Here is a 19,316-nt window from a genome sequence, read left to right as displayed (position 1 = left end):
GCTCAGTCCGTCCGGCCGCCGTCGGCGTCCGCGTCATCGTCGCCCGCGCCGTCGGCGTCGGCCTCCGCGTCGGTCTCGTCTCCCGCCTCGTCGCCGTCGATCTGGCGCTTTATCGACTCCAACTCGGACTCGACGTCGACCTCCGGCGGGTCGTCGACGTCGCCGGCCGCTTCGTTCTCGTCGGCCCCGCCCTCGCCGGGTTCGGTCACGTCGATCTGAACCGGACTCGCGTCGGCGCCGCGGTCTGACGGCGTCTCGTCCCGATCTCGGTTCCCGCCGTCTCGCTGTCGTCCCCCGTCGTCTCGCCGTCGTCCCCCGTCGTCTCGCCGACCGTCGCGGTCCCGCCCGAGCCGTCGGTCTCGCGCGGCGTCCGCCTCCCGGCGTCCCTCGTCGATCCGGGACTCGATCTCGGCGGTGAGGTCGCGCGCGTCGGCGATGATTGACCGCGAGGCGGCGTCCTCGGGGAGGTCCGCCTCCGAGAGCGCGGTCCGGAGCTCCGAGAGCGACCGCGAGAGCCCGGCGGTCGCGCCGTCGCGGACGTCCGCGAGGCGGTCGCCGGCGCCCTCCGCGCCCTCGGCGACGCTCCGGCCGGGGTCCGCGAGCCTGAGGGTTCCCTGAAGCAGTTCGAGGGACTTGATCGTCGTCTCCAGCAGCGCGATGAGCGTCGGAATCGTGTACTGTTCGGTGAACCGCACCAGCTCCGAGAGCCGGGGCGGCCGCGGGGGCCCGCGGCGGTCGCGCTCGGTCTCTCGGAGGTCGGCGCGGAGCTCGCCCAGCACGTCCTCGAGCTCGTCGAGCCGCTCCTCGAGGTCGTCGTCGCGTCGGTCGCGGGAACTCATACCGCTCGCTACGGCGCCCGCGAATAAAAAGCCCGGCAGCGCCGTGGGGCGCTCTGCTCGGTCGCCTCGCTCCGCTCAGAACCCCTCGCGCAGGAAGGTCCGCCGCGGCGGGAACAGGGCGGCGAGGTCGGTCGCGAGGTCGTCGGGGGCGTCGTCGTCGACGTCGAAGGGAGCGTGCGCGCGGAGGTCGTCGACGCCGCGGTAGCCGGCGTACAGCTGCGAGAGCGCGCCGATACCGGCGGTCACGTCGGGGGCGGCAGCGGAACTACCCTCTCCGGCGCCGACCCGCTCGGCGTCGACCGCGCCGTCCGAGACCGTCACCCGGACCGGCCGGCCGTGCCAGTCGACGAGGGGGTCGTCGACCGCGAGCGTGAACGCGGCGTCGAGGTCGGGGTCGGGCGCCAGCGCGGTCAGCGCGTCGGCCACGTCCACGAGCCGGAACATGGGGCCGGCGCGGACCTCCTCGGTCACCGCGCGCGGGTCGTCGACGCGGTCGAGGACGCTCACGTCGACCGGGAGCCGGAGGCGAACCCGCTCGACCTGCGAGTCGTGGTCCCGGCAGAACCGGAAGACGCGGTCCCAGTCGGCGGGGTCGGCGACCGCGGCGTCGGAGACGACCATCGCGCGCCCGTCGCCGTCGTCGCGCTCCTCGAAGGTGTACGACAGCAGCGCGCGGAGGTCGCCGTCGCGCTCGAAGCCGTAGACGTACGGGTCCGTCTGCCACCCGCGGAGGGTGCGCTCGCGCCACCACGCCTCGGTCCGCGCCATCGTGAAGTCGTAGCGCTCCGCGGTCGCGGCGAGGAGGTCGGCGGCCGCGTCGTGGTCGTCCTCGCCGAGCCGGCGGAACTCGCCCGCCTCGTCGGTGCCGTCGTCTCCTGCCGGGTCGGCGCCCTCCTCGGCCGCGAACGCCAGCTGCTTCGGGGGCGCTTTCACCCAGCGGTACCGGTTCACCGTCTCCCAGCCGTACCGACGGTAGAAGGGGTGTTCGAAGGGCCAGAGCACGGAGAAGCGCACTCCGTCGTCGCGGTACTCCGTCAGCGACTCGCGGAGGAGCCGCTCGATGTGGCCCTGCCGCCGGTGTTCGGGCGGGGAGGCGACCGCGGAGAGGCCCGCCACGTCCCGGTCGCGCCCCCGGATCCGGAGCGAGAAGTCGTGGTGGCCGCACACCGCGACGGGATCGTCGCCGTCGAACAGCCCCCGGTAGTCGCCGAGGTGCTCGCGGTCGTCGTCGTCTCCCTCCGGGTCGTAGGGGCCCTCCTCGGGCGAGAAGGCGTAGCGCATGAACGCGCGGAACTCGTCGTCGCGCTCCTCGGGGAAGGGCCGGTAGTCGAGGTCGCCCATACGCCGAGGGCGGCCGGAAGCCGGATAAGCCTTCCCGGCGCCTGCGGGTGGTTCTCACCCCTCGCTGCGAGGGGGACCGGTGAGTCCGCTCAGTCGAACCTCCCGCGCCGGTACTGGACCGGCCAGTCGGCCTCCGCGCCCAGCTCGTGGGCCGCCTCCAGCGGCCAGTAGGGGTGCCGGAGCATCTCGCGGCCGAGCGCCACGAGGTCGGTCCGCCCGTTCCGCACGAGGGCGTCGGCGTGGGTCGGCTCCGTGATCCCGCCGACCGCGGCGACGGGCACGTCGGTCCCCTCGCGGATCGCCTCGGCGTACGGGACCTGGTAGCCCGGGCCCGCGCTCGGGATCTCCTGATCCGGGTGGATCCCGCCGCCCGAGACGTCGATCAGGTCGGCGCCGGCCTCGGCCAGCACGGGGGCCAGCCGCACCGAGTCGTCCACGTCCCACGAGTCGCGGTCCGGGAGCCAGTCCGTCGCGGAGATCCGGACGAAGACGGGCTTGCCGTCGGGCCAGACCTCGCGGACGGCCTCGACGACCTCGCGCAGGAGACGGCTGCGGTTCTCGAAGCTCCCGCCGTACTCGTCACCGCGGTCGTTGGTCACCGGCGAGAGGAACTGGTGGAGCAGGTAGCCGTGGGCGGCGTGGACCTCCGCGATCTCGAAGCCGATCCCCCGTGCGCGCTCCGCGGCGGCCGCGAAGGAGTCGATCACCTCGTCGATCCCGTCCCCGTCGAGCCGTCGGGTGTCGGCGAGGTCCCCCTCGTCGACCTCCGGGTGCGGGTACGGCTCGTCGGCCGCGGAGACGGTCTCCCAGCCCGCGGGCTCGTCGGCGGGGATCGGCCCGCTCCCCTCGGCCGGCGGCCGGTGGGAGGCCTTCCGCCCGGCGTGGGCCAGCTGGATCCCGGGGGTCGCGCCCTGCGACCGGACGAACTCGACGATCGGTTCGATCGCCTCGGCGTGGTCGTCGGACCAGATCCCGAGACAGTTCGGCGTGATCCGGCCGCGGGCCTCGACGGCGGTCGCCTCGGTCATCACGACGCCGGCGCCGCCGGCGGCGCGGGCGCCGAGGTGGACGCGGTGCCAGTCGTTCGCCAGCCCGTCCTCGGCGGAGTACTGACACATCGGCGAGAGCATCACGCGGTTTCGGAACTCGGTGTCGCGGAGCGCGAGCGGCGTGAACAGCGTGTCGGTCACGGGTCGGCGGACGGCCGCCCCGAGGTAAGGCCCTCCGATCCCCCGCGCGGATCGCCGCCTGTGGTTTAGGTCGACCGAAATCTATAACACCGCCGGTCCCTGAGCGGGTTGTAATGACAACGGGAGACCGGATCGAGCGGGACGCCGAGTCGGCGACCGACGAGCGACCGACGGTCGCTGCGACCCGCTGCTCTCAGGACCGGACCGTCTTCGCCGAACAGGGCAACACCGACGCGTGGATCGCGACCGACCTCACGGTCGACCTCGAACGGTAACGAAGCCCCTCTCGACGCTTGCGACGCCGCTGCGCCCCTTCTTCGGGTGCCGTCCGGCGCCCCCGACTTCACTCCTCGGAGCGCAGCGTCTCGCCCGGCGAGCCGGACGCCCGCGGCGTCGACGCGGCCGCCCGCTCCGCGCCCTTCCCGCGCTCCCGGCCCTCGTCGACGAGCGCGCGGATCCGATTTAGGATCGCGTCGAACCGGCCGCGGTCGGCCCCCTTCTCGAAGTAGGCGTCCGCGCCGGCGCCGAACGCCGCCGCCTCGCGCTCCTCTCTCGGACACGTGGTGTGGAAGACGACCGGGAGCCCGCGGTCCGCCCCGCGGAGCCGCTCCGCGAGGTCGACGCCGCCGCCGTCGGGGAGGCGCTGTTCGGTCACGACGCAGTCGACCCCGACCCGCTCGCCGTCGACCTCGACGCCCCCCTCGACCCCGTCGACCGCCTCGGCGACGCGCCCCACGGAGCGGACCCGGATCCGATCGGTGAGCCGCGCCGCGAACGCCTCCAGCAGCTCGGCGGAGCGCGCGTCGGGCTCCACCTGAAGGACGGTGATCGGCTCGTCGGCTCCCGTCGCGGACTCGTTCGCTGTCGGTTCCGCTCGATCGGCGTCCGCGTCCGCGGACGCGTCGGAGGGCGAAGACGTGTGGTCGGTCATGTGGTGTGTGGCGGGCGACGACTCGGCGAAGAGCGACTTACTACGCGAGTTGTGATCTTTCTTCAGTCAACAGTTGCCGAGGGGACGTGATAATAATTGCGGGATCGTCGCTTTCACGGCTTCAAAAGCCATTATTCAGTAGTATTAGGGGAGAATGGCTCGACGTGCGCGGGGTCGCCTCGAACCGACGGCGGTAGCCGACGAGCCGACCGCGAGGCGGGGTCGGCCCGCGACCCGGATCGAACGCGCCGAACGGATCTCAGGCGAACAGGTCGCGCGCCTCGCGGACGGCGTCGACCAGGGCGTCGACCTCCTCGACGGTGTTGTAGAAGTAGAAGGAGGCGCGCGCGGAGGCGGCGACGCCCATCTCGTCGTGGAGCGGCTGGGTGCAGTGGTCGCCGGCGCGGATCGCGACGCCGTAGTCGTTGAGGATGCTGGAGAGGTCGTGGGCGTGGACGCCCTCGACGTTGAACGCGACGAGGCCGCCGCGGTCGTCGCCGGGCGGGCCGTAGATCTCGACGCCGCCGAGCGCCTCGAGTTCGTCGTAGGCGTACTCGGCCAGCAGGTCCTCGTGGGCCTCGACCCGGTCCATCCCGACCTCTTCGAGGTACTCGATCGCGGCCGCGAGGCCGACCCCCTGCGCGATGGAGGGCGTGCCGGCCTCGAACTTCCACGGGAGGTCCTCCCAGGTGGAGTCCTCGAAGGAGACGCGGCGGATCATGTCGCCGCCGTAGAGGTACGGCTGCATCCCGGCTAAGATCTCCTCGCGGCCGTAGAGGACGCCGATCCCGGTCGGCCCGCACATCTTGTGGCCGGAGAAGGCGAGGAAGTCGACGTCCAGCTCTGCGACGTCGACGGGGCGCGTCGGCACCGACTGCGCGGCGTCGGCGAAGATGAGGGCGTCGCGGTCGTGGGCCAGATCGGCCAGCTCGCGGATCGGGTTTATCGTCCCGAGCGTGTTCGAGACGTGGACGACGGAGACCATCTCGGTGTCGTCGTCGACGAGCTCGGCGGCGTGGTTCATATCGAGCCGCCCCTCGTCGGTGACGTCGACGAAGCGCACGTCGGCGCCCGTCCGCTTGCCGATCTGCTGCCAGGTGACGAGCGAGGCGTGGTGCTCCATCTCCGAGAGGACGACGTTGTCGCCCGGACCGAGCTCCTCGAGCCCCCACGCGTACGCGACGAGGTTCATCGCCTCGGTCGTGTTCTTGGTGAAGACGATCTCCTCGCGGCCCGCGGCGCCGACGAACTCCGCGACCGCGTCGTGGGCCTCCTCGTAGGCGACGGAGGCCTCCTGGCTCAGCTGGTGGATCCCGCGGTGGACGTTCGCGTTGTAGCTCCGGTAGTAGTCGGAGATGGCGTCGACGACCGGGTCGGGCGTGTGCGAGGTCGCCGCGTTGTCGAGGTAGACGAGGGGGGTGTCGTCGCCCTCACCCTCGCCCGCTGTCTCCGGATCTCCGCCGACCTTCCGATCGAGGATCGGGAAGTCGGCGCGGAGCGCCTCCACGTCGAACGGGTACTGTTCCTGAACTCCCATTACCCCCAATCGGGGCCCGAGGGCTAACACACCTTCGGTCCGGTACGTCTTGCCCGTATCGCTGACGCGCGGGATCGCGCGATCCGCGGCGGTTCGCCGCCGAAATCCGACCGCCCGGTCGGCGACCTTCGGTCTACTCCCCCCAGTCCGGGTTCGCCCGCGGCGGCGAGAAGATGTCGTAGCCGACGGCCGGTTCGTCGGTCCGGTTCTCGGCGGCGTGCGGCTCGCCGCCGGGGATCGCGTAGGTGTCGTCCGGGCCGACCACGCGCTCCTCGCCGTCGACGAGGAAGGTGAGCCGCCCGGCCGTGATCACGCCGATCTGTTCGTGCGGGTGGTCGTGTTCGGGCACCGTCTCGCCCGGCTCGATCTCGAACCGCTGGATGCTCATCCCCTCGCCGACGGCGCCTTGAGTGAGGAACACGCCGTCGACCGCCTCGACCGCCTCCACGTCCGCGTCTGGTACGACCTCCATACGGCCTCCCGCGACCCGGAGGCACCTAAATCCGCGGGCGCGGGCAGTCGGCGCCGGAGGCGTCGGGCCCGACCGGCGCGGCGCGTCCCGAACCGCGCCCTCACGGGAACGGGTGGTACGGGCGGTCGAGCGCGGGCTCGAACCCCATCGACCGCGGCACGTCGCGGGCGCGGTCTCCGAAGAACGGCTCGCCGGTGAACAGGGGTTGCGCGCCGGGGACGAGCACCCGGACGGCCTCGAAGCCCAGGGTCGCGAGGTCGCGCGTCGTCACGCGCGCGACGTACGGGTCGAGCCCGACGCTCTCGACGCGCTCGACGACGGCCGACAGCTCCTCACTCCCCGACAGTTCCGGCTCCCCCACGCCGTCGGCCGAGACGGTCGCGTCCGGGTCGAAGAACGCGGCCGTCTCCGCGGGCAGGTCGGCGTGGTGGCCGATCGCGGCACCCTGCTCGTCGGCCGCCTCCCGGCCCATCGAGCGCAGTTCGGTCCAGTTCTGTAGCGCCTCGGCCAGCGCGCTCCGGGCTGCGGCCGCCGGGTCGAGGTCGGCGCCCGATCCCGCGGCGAACCGCGGCCAGTCGCCCTCGCGGCTGACCCCGACCGCGACGACGGGCACGTCCACGTCGGTCGTGACGAGGAGGGGCGTCACCGACAGCGACTCCGCGCGGGCCCGCTTCTCCAACCCGGCGAACCCGGCGTCGTCGAGGTCGAGGCCGAGCGGCTCCGTCGCGGAGTACCAGCTGGTCATCGTCGCGTCGCGCTCGACCGTCTCGTACAGCCCGGAGAGCGCGGCGTCCGGCCCGGAGCTGCCCAGTCCCAGCCCGGTCGTGATCGGCGGTCGGTACCGGCGCTCCGGCGGCGGAAAGCCGACGAACTCCGCGGGGAGGCTCGCCGTCTCGCCCGTCCCGAGGCGCTCGCCGCGCACCCACGGGAGCCGGTCGTCGCGGTCGTACGCCTCGGCGCCGTCGGGGCGGACGAACGCGTCGGGGGTGACGGGGTTCGGGACGTTCGCGGCCGGCGCGCGCGTGAACTCGGCCTCGCGGTAGACGCCGGCCGCGTACCGCTCTAACCCCTCGCCGAGCGCCTTCATGAACGCGGCGTCCCAGTCGGCCGCCGCGCCGCCGCCGAAGTCGGCCGCGTCGGCGTCGGAGAAGGGCGTCGTGTCCGCGATCCGCGCGACGTAGTACGGGACCGGGAACGACTCCTGCTCGCCAACCTCCCCGAGCGCGCCGATCCGGGGGTCGACGGCCCGCTCCGCGCGGTCGATCGCGTCGTCGAGGCCGCGCTCGACGCCCTCGCGCGGGAGCGCGTCGCCGGGGTCCGTTCCGCAGTCACATCCGGGCACGGGCAACAGCGTCCGCTCGCCGCCGGGGACCTCGACGACGGTGTCCGGCACCGGCTCGCCGGCGAGGAGGCGGATCATCCGCCGTCCGGCAAGCGCGCCGGCGTAGCGCACCGCGGACCGGCGACCCGACGGTGCGTCGCCCCGGTCGGGGCCGCCGCTCTCGACGCGGGCGCGCAGGCAGTCGTAGCAGGCGTCGTCGAGGACGGTCACCGCGGCGTCGAGGTCTCCGAGGGGGACGCCGCCGAGCCCGCCGACCTCGACCGCGATCCACCGGTCGAGCAGCTCGTTCGCGGCCGCGAACGCGGCCGATCCGGCGGTGTCGACGACGACCGCGGCGTCGAACCCGTCGAGCAACTCCGCCTCGACGGGCATCGCGTTCACGTCGACGTCGCCGAGCGCGGCCGCTGCGGCCTCGACCGCGGGGCCGTCACCGACAAGTCCGATATCCATATCCGGTCGACGCGAGGCGGCGAAAAAAAGCCGCGGGTCCGCGGCGGCGCACCCGGCCGGCCGGCGGCGAGCGAGTCGAGGGGGAGTTCGCGGGCGCGGTCAGGCGGGCGTCGCGGCCATCATCTCGGCGGCCTCGGCGGCCAGCTCCGCGGCGTCGATGTCTCGGAGTCGGTCGTCGCCGAGCTTCAGGCGGAGCCGCGGTCGACCGACGTCGATCGGGACCTTCTCGGTGTCGATGATGCCCAGGTCTTCGAGGCGCGTCTTCGTCCGGGAGAACGTCGCCTTCGAGGCGATGCCGACGTCTTCGCCCCACTTCGAGATGTCGTAGAGGAGGACGTCGTTCTTCGCCGCGACGAGCAGCGAGGCGGTCACCTCGTCGATGTCGACCCCGCGTTCGCGGTCCGCTTCGACCGCGTCGAGGACGGCGTCGAAGTCGGCGCGGGCCTCCTCGCCGATCTCCGCCTCCATCGTCTCGCGGACCCGGCTGATCGCCGGCGTGCGGAGCGCGTACGGCTCCGCCTCGTCGAACGCGCCGCGGTGGGTCTCGTACACCTCCCCGACGAACTCGGGGTCGTCGGTCGACAGCGCCGCGACGCCCGCTCCGGCGGTGACCAAGGCGACGACCCGGGACGGGGAGACGAACAGCGCGTTGTCGACCTCGCCGTCCAGTACCCGGAGGTCCAAGGCGCCGTCGGCGACGAGGTCGGCGGTCCGGGACGCGACGACGAAGTCGTCCAGCACGTCCTTGAGGGTGCGCTCGTCGGCGAGCATCGATAGTTCCGGCAGGTCGTCCCGCCCCACGGCGGTCTCGACCAGCGATACGATCGTCTCCGCGGAGGGATCGACGACGAGCAGTTCGTCGTCGCCCCCGGCGAAGGCCGCTTCGAGCGCCGCCTCGACGTCGGCCGCCAGTAAATTCGAGACCATTTATCTCTCCGTATGAAAGCCGGTTGCGTATTTAATATTAACGGGATTTGCGGATCGAACAACTCCGGTAGAGGGTCTCAAAATAGCGAAAACGGCCGATTCGTCCGATCGGATATCGGGTCGGTCGATCGAGCCCGACCCTTCGAGGCGGCGGGCGCAGGACCGCGTCTTTCGGTGAGACGAGCGTCTCGCCCGCCCGCGACGGGGCTACTCCTCGCCCGCGACAGAAGGATTAATGCGCGGTCGCGCCCCCGTTCGCACATGGACCACGAGCACGTCCGGGACGTCGACCCGGCGGTCGCCGACGCGCTGGCCGGCGAGCGCGACAGACAGGAGCAGACGCTCGCGATGATCGCGAGCGAGAACCACGCGAGCGAGGCGGTCCTGGAGGCGCAGGGGAGCGTCCTCACCAACAAGTACGCCGAGGGCTACCCCGGCTCGCGCTACTACGCCGGCTGCGAGTACGCCGACGAGGTCGAGGAGCTGGCGATCGAGCGCGCGAAGGAGCTGTGGGGCGCTGACCACGTCAACGTCCAGCCACACTCCGGCACGCAGGCGAACCAGGCGGTGTACTACGCGGCCCTCGAACCGGGCGACAAGATCCTCTCTCTGGACCTCAATCACGGCGGCCACCTCTCGCACGGCCACCCCGCGAACTTCACGGGGCAGCTGTACGACGTCGAGCAGTACGAGGTCGACCCGGAGACGGGGTACATCGACTACGAGGGGCTCCGCGCCGCCGCCGAGTCGTTCGAGCCGGACATCATCGTCTCGGGATACTCCGCGTACCCGCGCACCGTCGAGTGGGAGGAGATCCAGGCGGCCGCCGACGCGGTCGACGCCTACCACCTCGCGGACATCGCGCACATCACCGGGCTCGTCGCCGCCGGCGTCCACCCCTCGCCGGTCGGCGTCGCGGACTTCGTCACCGGCTCGACCCACAAGACGATCCGGGCCGGCCGCGGCGGGATCGTGATGTGCGACGCGGCGTTCGCTGACGACATCGACAGCGCGGTGTTCCCCGGCGGGCAGGGCGGTCCGCTCATGCACAACGTCGCCGGCAAGGCGGTCGGCTTCAAGGAGGCCCTCCAGCCCGAGTTCGAGGAGTACGCCCGGAACGTGGTCGACAACGCCGAGGTGCTCGCGGAGACGCTTCAGGAGCACGGCCTCTCTCTGGTCTCCGGCGGGACCGACAACCACCTCGTCTTGGCCGACCTGCGCGACTCGCACCCGGACCTCTCTGGCGGGGACGCCGAGGACGCGCTCGCGGCCGCGAACATCGTCCTCAACGGGAACACGGTCCCCGGCGAGACGCGCTCGCCGTTCGACCCCTCCGGGATCCGCGCGGGCACCGCCGGACTCACGACTCGCGGCTTCGACGAGGAGGCCGTCGAGGAGGTCGGGGACCTGATCTACCGCGTCGTCGACGGCGTCGACAGCGACGACGTCATCTACGAGGTCGGCGAACGCGTCGTCGAGCTCTGCGAGGCGCACCCGCTGTACGAGTAGCGACGCCCGCCCCCCTCGGTCGGCGGAGGGACGGCCCGCGTCGACGAATCCGTGCGTAAAAGTGGGGGCGGCCCGCACGGGTCGGTATGGACGCTCCGTCGTTTCTCGCCGCCCGCCTCGACCGCGGCGCCGCCCCGCTCGCGGTCGGGGACGTGATCGCGCTGATCCTGCTCCTGACCGCCGGGACGCTCAACCACCAATCGATCGAGTTCCTCACCGCCAACCCGCTCTACCTCCCCGGCGTCTACGCGCCCTTCCTGATCGGCTGGGCGGCGGTGGCGCCGCTCGTCGGCGCCTACTCCGCGGGCGCGGTCGAGACGGCGAAGTCGTCGGTGCCGCTCGTGATCCGGTCGTGGATCCCGGCCGCGGTCCTCGGGCTCGCGCTCCGCGCGTTCGTCTTCCGCGGCGGCGCCGAACTCACCTTCGCGGCCGTCATGCTCGTGACGGGATCGGTCGCGCTCGGCGGCTGGCGGGCCCTCTACTTCCGGCTGCGTTAACCCCGCGCGCTCCCGCCGATTACGGCGACCGGCCGCGATCGACTCTTTTCTCGCCGTCCGATCGCACGGATGAACGAGCTCTCCTGCGGGACTCATAAGTTATGAATAACATTGGTGTGTTCATAAAAGAACCATTTCCGAACCGCGGGAAAAATTTAATACGGATTCTCGATATAGTATCCAACGACAGCATGACAGGATACTACGACTACGTCCTCGGGCTCATCCCGGCAGCGCTGATCGGTGTGACCGCCTTCCTCAACCTGGTCGGGCTGTCGTTGATGTCGGCAATGCCCGCGGGCGCGGTGGCCGCCGGCGGCGTGATGGCCCACGCGATGTTCGTCAGGGCTCCGGTCACCGACGGCGACGCGTCCGCCGACGCGTCGCGTCCCGGTCGGGGCGGGGCCGGACCGGGCGGCCGGTCGTCCGCGTGACGCTCGACCGATCGCCGCGGCCTGTACCGTTTAGTCCCCCCGCCGCGAGTGAGCGGGTATGACGGAGACCCTGTTCCTGTCGAGCGGCGACGTCGACGACCTCGCGGAGCCGGCCGACTACGTCGCGGCCGTCCGCGACGCGTACCGCCAGGTGGGCGAGGGCGCGCCCGCGGAACCGCGGACGAAGCTGTTCAACCGCGAGCCGCCGGGAATGCTCACCACCTACGCCGCGGTGCTGCCGGAGACGGGCGCGATGGGCGGGTACACCTACTCGGCGGGGTTCGGCGCGGGCGACGCGTGGTTCATGACGCCGCTGTTCGACGCCGACTCCGGCGCGCCGCTCGCGCTGCTGGACGGCGCGTCGATGAACCCGTTCAAGACCGGCGCCGCGGGCGCGGTCGCGGTCGACGCGCTCGCCCGCGGCGACGCGACCGAACTCGCGGTGATCGGCAGCGGCGCGCAGGCGCGCGGGCAGGTCGCGACGACGGCGACCGTCCGCGAGCTCGAGGCGGTCCGCGTCTTCTCGCCCACCCCGGAGCACCGCGAGGCGTTCGCCGAAGACTTCGACGAGCGCCTCGACGCCGACGTGTCGGCGGTCGCGAGCGCGAGCGACGCGCTGGACGGCGCCGACGTGGCGATCACGGCGACGACCGCGAGCGACCCCGTGATCGACGACGCCGACGTGGAGCCGGGGACGCACGTCACGGCGATGGGGCAGTACCACCCGGAGAAGAACGAGCTCCCGCCCGAGCTCGTCGCGCGGGCGACGTACGTCCCCGACCTCCGAGCGCGCGCGACGCAGGACGCCGGCTCGTACCTCGCCGCGGTCGCCGCCGGCCTGATCGAGGAGGGGAAAGGCATCGCGGCCGACCTGGGGGAGGTCGTCGCGGGCGACCACCCCGGCCGGACGAGCGACGACGAGGTGACCGTCTTCGACTCGGGCGGGACCGGGGTCGAGACCGTGGCCGCCGCGCACATGCTGTACGAGCGCGCGAGCGATGCCGGACGGGGCGAGCCCATCGACTTCGCGCCTGCGAGCGAGGCGCTGACCGGCGAGTAGCGCGGTCGACGAGGTCGAGGGTCGGGCGGTGGCCGGAGCTTCAAGTGCCGCGCCCGCTTCCTCACGCACATGCTGATCGGCATCGTCTCCGACACGCACGACGACTTGGCCGCCGTCGAGACGGCCGTCTCGCTGTTCGAGCGCGAGGGGGTCGACGCGGTCGTCCACTGCGGCGACTTCGTCGCGCCCTTCTCCGCGACGCCGTTCGACGCGGACTTCGACTTTCACGCGGTCCGCGGGAACAACGACGGCGAGTGGGCGGTCGAGTCGACCGTCGACTCGTTCGGGACCTATCACGGCGAGGCCGCCGCGCTCTCGTTCGACGGCGTAGATGTGGCAGTCACCCACGGGACGAGCGATCTCGTCGTCGACGCGCTCGTCGGCTGCGGCGACTACGACTACGTGTTCCACGGCCACACCCACGCGCACGGCGTCGAGGCGCGCGGCGAGACGGTCCGGGTGAATCCGGGCGGGCTTCCGATTCCGGTCGAGGGTGCGGACGACACGTTCCGGGTCGCGACGCTGGAGACGGCGGAGTCCGGAGCGGACGCGGTGACGCACCACGTCCTCGACGGATAAGGGAAACACGTGGCGCAGAGCGCCTGTTTCTAAATCGAATCGGGATACGGTGACGAGTGTTTATAAACAGCTGTCGGCTCTGCGATGACTACCGCCAAAGCCCCGGCCGCCCGCTCATAAATGGTTACTGGCAGATCGGCGGCGAACACCGCCAAAGCCCCAGCCGCGAGGCGACCGTACGCTCGCTGTCGTTCGAGACGCCGAAGGCGTCTCGTGATGACGAGAGGGCTTCGCTCTCTCGAACCACGCTCCTCGCTCAGTCACTCCGTTCCTTCGCTGCGGTGCTTGCGTCGTCATCAGAACGCTTTGCGTTCTGATTGGCTCACGAGAGCTTCGCTCTCGTGAACGCCTACGGTCGCCTCGCGGCAGCGTGGCGCGTAGCGCCACGGGCAACCGGCGGCTTCGCCGCCGGTGACTGCCCCTTCGAGTCCCACCCCGAACCGCACGGCACCGCACCTCACGCCTCCCCAGCCTCGTCGCCGGACTACGTCCGGCTGTAAGCGAGAGCTTCGCTCTCGCCCTGTCAGCCGCCCTTCGCTTCGCTCCGGGCGGCTGACTCCCTCGCGCGGTGCTGTCTCGCGGCCGCCGAGGGCGGCCGCTCGCAGGCACGCGCCGACCGCACCGTTCTCTATAAGCGATCCCACCGCCGCTAGCTGGCATTTGAACCGCGTTCCCACCCCGAGTTTTATCGCCGCTCGCTCGCTCCGTACGCCCATGAGACACGCGCAGGGACCGCTCCTCACGATCGACCTGACCGAGCGGACCGCGTCGACGACGCCGATCGACGACCGGCTCGCGTCGTTCGTCGGCGGCCGCGGGCTCAACACGTCGCTCGCGTACGACCGGATCCCGTTCGACGCCGACCTGCTCGGCCCGGAGAACCGGCTCTTCCTTTCGACGGGGCCGATGCAGTACTCGACGACCTCCTACACCGGTCGGATGGCCGCCACGGGTCTCTCGCCGCTCACGGACGGCCTGCTGTCGTCGAACGCGGGCGGGTTCCTCTCGCGGAACTTCACCGGCGCGGGATACGCCGCGGTCGAACTCGTCGGCGCGAGCGACGACCTGCTCGCGGTTCACGTTCGCGAAATCGGCCCGGACGGCGAGCCGAACGTGACGTTCGAGGCGGTCCCGGACCTGGAAGCGGCCGAGGTGTCGGCCGTCTCCGATCGGTTCGCGGAGACGCGCGACCTGGGGCCCGAACACGTGGCCTGTATCGGCCCCGCGGGCGAGAACGCGGTCCGGTTCGCGTCGATCATGACCTCGGACACGCGGGCGTTCGGCCGCGGCGGGCTGGGCGCGGTCCTCGGCTCGAAGGGCGTGAAGGCGCTCACGTTCGACGGCGACTCCGAGGCCGATATCGAGGTCGACTGGCCCGACGAGGCGGGCGAGGTCCACCGCGAGGCGGCCACCTCCGACTCGATCATGAAGCGGCAGGGGACGACGAGCGTGACGGAGCTGGCGAACGAGGTGGACGCGCTCCCGTCGTACTACTTCGCGGAGACCTCCTTCGAGGGCGTCGAGGGTATCTCCGGCGACCGCGTCGAGGAGAAGAAGTACGAGAAGGGGACCTGCTCGCAGTGCGCGTTCGCCTGTAAGCTCCCCACGCGCGACGAGGCGACGGGCGTCGAGACGGAGGGGCCGGAGTTCGAGACGGTGATGGCGTTCGGCTCCAACGCCGGCGTCGACGACGTGGTCGACGTGATGCGCGCCAACGAGCTGTGCGACGAGCTGGGGATGGACACCATCTCCTGTGGCGACGTCGTCTCGATGTTCTTGGAGAGCGAAGACGAGTTCGGCAACGCGGAGCTCGTCCGCTCGCTCGTCGAGCAGATCGCCTACCGCGAGGGCGTCGGCGACAAGCTCGCGGAGGGCGTCCACCGCGCCAGCGAGGAGTTCGGCGCCGAGGACTGGACGGTGAAGGGGATGGAGTTCGCCGGCCACGACGGCCGCGCGCTCAACGGGCAGGGGCTCGCGTTCGCGACCGCGAACCGCGGCGCCGACCACATGTACGGTGAGTTCTACCCCCACGAGTACCCGCTCGTCGACCCCGACGACGCGCTCGACCCCGAGGGGCTCGACGGGAAGCCCCCGAAGCTCGTCGCGAAGGAGAACCGCAACGCGGTCCTCGACTCGGCGGTCGTCTGTAAGTTCTCGCGGGGCACCGTCACCGACGACCGGCTCGCGGCGCTGCTCGACGCCGACTACGACGCCCTCCAGTCGCTGGGCGCGCGAATCGTCGAGCTGGAGCGCGCGTTCAACAACGCCCGCGGCTTCGACCGGAGCGACGACACGCTCCCGTACGCCGACGCCATCGACGGGTTCGACGCCGCGCTCTCGGAGTACTACGCGGTCCGCGGCTGGAACGACGACGGCACCGTCCCCGACCACGGCGACGGCCTCGACGCGGGCAGTCGGGCGGCGGCCGACGACTGACCGGATCGCCCTCACTGACGACTGACCGGATCGCCCTCACTGACGACTGACCGGATCGCTCCGCCGTGACGGACCCCGCCGAACCGCGGGCCGCCTACTCGTCGTCCGTCTCGGCGGGGTCGACGTCGACGCCGCGGAACTCGAACCGGGCGCCACCGGTCTCGCTCTCGACTACTTCGACGGTCCAGCCGTGCGCCTCGGCGACCTCGGCGACGATCTTCAGTCCGAATCCGGTCCCGCCCGGCTCCGACGTCACGCCCGCCTCGAACACCGACTCCCGGTCGTCGGGACCGATTCCGGGCCCGTCGTCAGCGACGTAGAAGCCGTCCCCGTCGGCGAGCGTTCCGAGCGAGACCGTGACCTCGGGTCCCGCGTGCGTGATCGCGTTGACGAAGAGGTTCTCGAGCGCCTGCCGCAGGCGGCTCCGGTCCGCGGTGACGACCGCGTCCGTCTCGACCCGGATCGCCGCCGACTCGGTGTCGACGGTCTCCCAGCACTCCGCGGCGAGGTCGGCCAGTGAGACCGGTTCGGTCTCGTCGATGCCGGCCCCCTGTCGGGCCAACACGAGCAGGTCCTCGATGAGCGCGTCCATCCGGTCAAGCGAGCGCTCGACCGTGCCGAGCTCCGCGACGTCTATCGACTCGTCCGCGAGCCGTTCCGTGACGATCTCGAGGTTGCCGGCGGCGACGTTGAGCGGATTACGCAGGTCGTGCGAGACGAGGCTCGCGAACTCCTCGAGTCGGTCGCGCTCGCGGACCACTTCCGCTTCGCGCCGCCGGAGCTGTCGCTCCCGCTCGATGCGGACGAGGACCATCGTCACCGTCGCCGCCCAGATGCGCGCGACGGCCAGGTCGGCGTCGTCGAAGGCGTCGGGGCTGGTCGCGCCGACGTTCAACACGCCGTACCGGCCGAGCGGGACGATGAGTTCGCTGCGGATCGTCGCGTCGTCGTCGTATCGGTCGGGTTCGTCGCCGACGTCCGACACGTAGGTCGGCTCGCCGTTCTCGAACACCTCCCAGGTGATGCTCCGTCCGTCGGCGTCGAACGTCGGGTGGTCGCCGACCACCGCCTCGGCGGTATCGGTCCAGACGGCCGGTTCGAGCGCGTCCCGTCGTTCGTCGTACAGCCAGATCGCGGCGAGCGGGTGGCCGAGCACGTCGTCGACGTACGCCACCGCCGCCTCGGCCGCCGCCTCCCTGTCGGTCGTCTTCAGCAGCTCTCGGGTCGCCTCGTGGAGCGATTCGAGCGTCTCCGTGCGGCGCTGGAGCGCCAGCTGCCGCGTCCGTTCGTTCGAGACGTCTATCGCGGTGACGACCGCGTACGGATCGCCGTCGAGATCGAAGGCCCCGACGCTGACGCGAGCCGGGACCGGAACGCCGTCGCCGCGGCGCACGACGAGCTCGAACCCGTCGGCCAGCGACCGGGACTCTCCGGCGCGCACCGCGTCGATCAGCGCCGCGACGGTATCCGGGGAGGCGTCCCCCGACCCCTCGTCGTCCGTCGTCTCCCCGACGGTCCCGTGGTCGCCGTCGCCCGGACCGCCATCGAGGGTCGCGATCGACGCGGCGCCGTCGCGGTTCAGATCCGTCGGGTCCTCGAACACGTCGATCACCGAGAGCCCCGAGAGGCCGTCCGGGTCGAGCCCGAACACCGTCTCGACGCTCGGCGTCCCGGCGCGGACGACGCCGTCGCCGTCGACGACGAACGTCGGGTCCGGCGTGGCGTCCAACGCCTCCGGGAAGCGGTCCATCGTCACTCCTCCGTCGGGCTGTGGACGTGGCCGCACTCGGGACAGCGGACCTCCTCGCCGCGGAGGTCGGCCGACGAGGCGCGCACCTCGCGCATCACCTCGCTGATCTTGTCTTCGGCCTCCAGCTCGTCGGCGACCGCGAGGTCGACGCCCTCGACTTCGAGGAGGAACTTCGCGACCTCCGTCACCTCGTACATCATCTCGTCTAAGTCCTCGGCCGTGAAGAAGCCGGACATCGCGCCGTAGAGGAACGTCGCGCCCGCCTTCGTCACCTTTTCCTCGAAGGAGTAACGCGCCTGATTGACCGCCTGCGGCGTGTAGGTGTCGGTCATGAACGGGACGAGCTGCGGGAGGTTCTCGCCGATCTTCGTCATCTCGACGCCGGTCTCGGTGCGGAAGTCGGCGCACAGACGCGCGATCGCCCACTCGCGAGCCGTGACGTACGTCCGGTCGCGGAGGAACTCGTTGACGCGCTCGTAGCGCGCCCCGTCCATCTTCTTGAACCGCTCGTACTTGCGGACGTCGCGGGGCACGTCGTCGGCGTCGTCCGGTCCGTCGTCAGTCGCGGCCTCCTCGTTCGGTTCGTCGGTCGCGTCCGAATCCGCGGTCGGCGTCTCCTCGTTCGTCTCGTCGCCGGGCCGGGGACCGGGGTCGCGGTCGCCCTCGGCGGGAGACCGGTCCGCGGCGGAGTCGCCGGTCCCGTCGGCGTCCTCGGCCGCCGGACCGGTGTGGTCGCTCATACGTTCGAAACCCCGCGGGCGGACAAAAGCCTTGTCGGTGAGCCGGCGTCGGTCGCGCCCGAACGAGGCGGATCACGCCGGTCGCAGCGTCGTTCGCTTCGTCTCGTACTCCTCTAGGAAGGCCTCGTATCCCCCGACCTCGGCCGTCTCCTCGCCGAAGTCGATCCGGAGCGAGTTCTCGAACCCGAAGTCGCTGCTGCTGGGCGCGAGGAGGTTCTGCCGGACCTCGACGACCTCGCCCCGCCGCGTTTCGAACGGCTCCTCGGTGCCGGTCTCCCTGAGGTAGCACTCGGCGTCGACCGAGCGGCCGGACCGTCGGTGGAGGGCGGCCGTGAACACCGCCGGTCGGAACCGCTCGAACGTCCGTGGCAGGTCCGGAGGACGGGAAACGAGGAGCTCTTCGCCCAGCGGCCAGTAGTTACCGAGGTACGAGCCGACCAGGATGGCGGCGATGTCCGGCTGCGTGAACGTGATCGCGCGGGTGTCGTCGTGGTCCCACCCCAGCATCGTGGCCGGGGAGACGAACCCGCGCTCCTGGTCGACCGAGAGCAGCGACGGCATCCCCGGCTGCGCGAGGCGAACAGTGCTCGCGACGCCCTCCAAGGGCGCGCCGGTCGCCGGAGCCGTCTCGGCGTCGGGGGCGGCGTCGCCGCACAGCGAGAGGAGGACGAGGACCCCGCGGTCGCGGGCGTCGCGGAGCGGGTCGGCGATCTCCGGGAGGCGCCGCGCGGGCAGCTGGAGCACGACCTCGGAGTCGGCCGCCCGAATGTACGACCGCAGCCGCTTGATGATCGTCGACCGTGACTTCACGACCGACAGCTCCTCGTCGGCCGTCCCGGGGCGCTGGTACCGGTCGTCGACGGCGGACTGGAGCGCGTCGAGGTCGGACCGCAGCGAGTCGAACGCCCGGTCCGGCGGCACCGCGCGGAGGACCGTCGGTGTCCGGTCGCTCTTGACGGTCACGAACCCCTTCGCCTCGAGTTCGTCGCAGACGTCGTACACGTGGCTCGTCGAGATGTCGGCGGCGTCGGCGACCGTGCTGACCGTCGCCGAGCCCCGCTCGACGACGGCCAGGTACGCGTCGGCGGCCGCTTCGGAGAACCCGTACCGTTCGAGCAGCCGACGGATCTCGTCTGTGTCTGGCATCGTCCCGTCGGGTCGATACCACGCGGGTTCGCTCAAGTAAATTTTGTTCGACCCCGTTTCGATACGGCCGCCCGATTCCGGACTCCCGCCCTCCCTGAACCGCCTCGTCGACCGCGGGCGACGGGGACGGTCAGGC

Annotated in this window: 18 protein-coding genes; 7 read left to right on the top strand and 11 right to left on the bottom strand. The window is 71.6% G+C overall.

Going from position 1 to position 19,316, the window contains the following annotated elements:
* Nucleotides 1–2: 2 nt before the first annotated feature.
* The 3 genes from EXE45_RS02350 to EXE45_RS02340 all read right to left on the bottom strand — a co-directional run bounded on the left by EXE45_RS02350 (nucleotide 3) and on the right by EXE45_RS02340 (nucleotide 3,370).
* On the bottom strand, nucleotides 3–839 hold the full coding sequence (locus EXE45_RS02350) for a hypothetical protein (RefSeq protein ID WP_137693413.1): 837 nt from the start codon (nucleotides 837–839) through the stop codon (nucleotides 3–5).
* 75 nt (nucleotides 840–914) lie between these two features.
* Nucleotides 915–2,180, bottom strand: coding sequence for an enhanced intracellular survival protein Eis (gene eis, locus EXE45_RS02345; protein WP_137693412.1), 1,266 nt, complete (start codon nucleotides 2,178–2,180; stop codon nucleotides 915–917).
* Between the two features lie 89 nt (nucleotides 2,181–2,269).
* Complete coding sequence (locus tag EXE45_RS02340) at nucleotides 2,270–3,370, bottom strand: NADH:flavin oxidoreductase/NADH oxidase (RefSeq protein ID WP_137693411.1); 1,101 nt, start codon at nucleotides 3,368–3,370, stop codon at nucleotides 2,270–2,272.
* A gap of 113 nt (nucleotides 3,371–3,483) precedes the next feature.
* Here EXE45_RS02340 and EXE45_RS20265 point away from each other — a divergent pair, with 113 nt between their 5' ends.
* Entirely contained in the window at nucleotides 3,484–3,645 is a 162-nt protein-coding gene (locus EXE45_RS20265; RefSeq protein WP_167603293.1) for a hypothetical protein, read from the top strand.
* Nucleotides 3,646–3,713: 68 nt separating this feature from the next.
* Here EXE45_RS20265 and EXE45_RS02335 read toward each other — a convergent pair whose 3' ends face one another.
* From EXE45_RS02335 to tbsP, 5 genes are all read right to left on the bottom strand, one after another.
* Nucleotides 3,714–4,301, bottom strand: a complete 588-nt coding sequence (locus EXE45_RS02335; RefSeq protein WP_137693410.1) for a response regulator — start codon at nucleotides 4,299–4,301, stop codon at nucleotides 3,714–3,716.
* A 259-nt stretch (nucleotides 4,302–4,560) separates the two neighbouring features.
* Complete coding sequence (locus EXE45_RS02330) at nucleotides 4,561–5,838, bottom strand: aminotransferase class V-fold PLP-dependent enzyme (RefSeq protein ID WP_137693409.1); 1,278 nt, start codon at nucleotides 5,836–5,838, stop codon at nucleotides 4,561–4,563.
* 133 nt (nucleotides 5,839–5,971) lie between these two features.
* The gene (locus tag EXE45_RS02325; RefSeq protein ID WP_092920058.1) at nucleotides 5,972–6,310 is read right to left on the bottom strand and encodes a cupin domain-containing protein; all 339 of its coding nucleotides are present in this window, start codon (nucleotides 6,308–6,310) and stop codon (nucleotides 5,972–5,974) included.
* Nucleotides 6,311–6,410: 100 nt separating this feature from the next.
* On the bottom strand, nucleotides 6,411–8,102 hold the full coding sequence (locus EXE45_RS02320) for a YcaO-like family protein (protein WP_137693408.1): 1,692 nt from the start codon (nucleotides 8,100–8,102) through the stop codon (nucleotides 6,411–6,413).
* Between the two features lie 99 nt (nucleotides 8,103–8,201).
* Complete coding sequence (tbsP, locus tag EXE45_RS02315) at nucleotides 8,202–9,029, bottom strand: transcriptional regulator TbsP (RefSeq protein ID WP_092920060.1); 828 nt, start codon at nucleotides 9,027–9,029, stop codon at nucleotides 8,202–8,204.
* Nucleotides 9,030–9,290: 261 nt separating this feature from the next.
* Between tbsP and glyA the strand changes: the two genes are divergently transcribed.
* From glyA to EXE45_RS02280, 6 genes are all read left to right on the top strand, one after another.
* Entirely contained in the window at nucleotides 9,291–10,538 is a 1,248-nt protein-coding gene (gene glyA, locus EXE45_RS02310; RefSeq protein ID WP_137693407.1) for a serine hydroxymethyltransferase, read from the top strand.
* A gap of 86 nt (nucleotides 10,539–10,624) precedes the next feature.
* The gene (locus EXE45_RS02305; protein WP_092920062.1) at nucleotides 10,625–11,035 is read left to right on the top strand and encodes a DUF3054 domain-containing protein; all 411 of its coding nucleotides are present in this window, start codon (nucleotides 10,625–10,627) and stop codon (nucleotides 11,033–11,035) included.
* Between the two features lie 191 nt (nucleotides 11,036–11,226).
* Entirely contained in the window at nucleotides 11,227–11,469 is a 243-nt protein-coding gene (locus EXE45_RS02300; RefSeq protein ID WP_092920063.1) for a hypothetical protein, read from the top strand.
* Nucleotides 11,470–11,527: 58 nt separating this feature from the next.
* Entirely contained in the window at nucleotides 11,528–12,529 is a 1,002-nt protein-coding gene (locus EXE45_RS02295; RefSeq protein WP_092920064.1) for an ornithine cyclodeaminase family protein, read from the top strand.
* 69 nt (nucleotides 12,530–12,598) lie between these two features.
* Nucleotides 12,599–13,108, top strand: a complete 510-nt coding sequence (locus EXE45_RS02290; protein ID WP_137693406.1) for a metallophosphoesterase — start codon at nucleotides 12,599–12,601, stop codon at nucleotides 13,106–13,108.
* Nucleotides 13,109–13,822: 714 nt separating this feature from the next.
* The gene (locus tag EXE45_RS02280; RefSeq protein ID WP_137693405.1) at nucleotides 13,823–15,544 is read left to right on the top strand and encodes an aldehyde ferredoxin oxidoreductase family protein; all 1,722 of its coding nucleotides are present in this window, start codon (nucleotides 13,823–13,825) and stop codon (nucleotides 15,542–15,544) included.
* Between the two features lie 94 nt (nucleotides 15,545–15,638).
* On the opposite strand, the gene EXE45_RS02275 is transcribed toward EXE45_RS02280, so the two are convergent.
* The 3 genes from EXE45_RS02275 to EXE45_RS02265 all read right to left on the bottom strand — a co-directional run bounded on the left by EXE45_RS02275 (nucleotide 15,639) and on the right by EXE45_RS02265 (nucleotide 19,180).
* The gene (locus EXE45_RS02275; RefSeq protein ID WP_241989413.1) at nucleotides 15,639–17,294 is read right to left on the bottom strand and encodes an ATP-binding protein; all 1,656 of its coding nucleotides are present in this window, start codon (nucleotides 17,292–17,294) and stop codon (nucleotides 15,639–15,641) included.
* A gap of 2 nt (nucleotides 17,295–17,296) precedes the next feature.
* Entirely contained in the window at nucleotides 17,297–18,034 is a 738-nt protein-coding gene (locus tag EXE45_RS02270) for a DUF5806 family protein (protein WP_092920068.1), read from the bottom strand.
* 72 nt (nucleotides 18,035–18,106) lie between these two features.
* A complete protein-coding gene (locus EXE45_RS02265; RefSeq protein ID WP_137693404.1) occupies nucleotides 18,107–19,180 on the bottom strand; it encodes a TrmB family transcriptional regulator sugar-binding domain-containing protein in 1,074 nt (357 codons plus the stop codon).
* Nucleotides 19,181–19,316 lie beyond the last annotated feature (136 nt).

Source organism: Halorubrum sp. SP9 (genome assembly GCF_005435015.1).
GTDB classification, from domain to species: Archaea; Halobacteriota; Halobacteria; order Halobacteriales; family Haloferacaceae; genus Halorubrum; species Halorubrum sodomense.
This window is presented reverse-complemented; position numbering and strand designations above follow the sequence as displayed.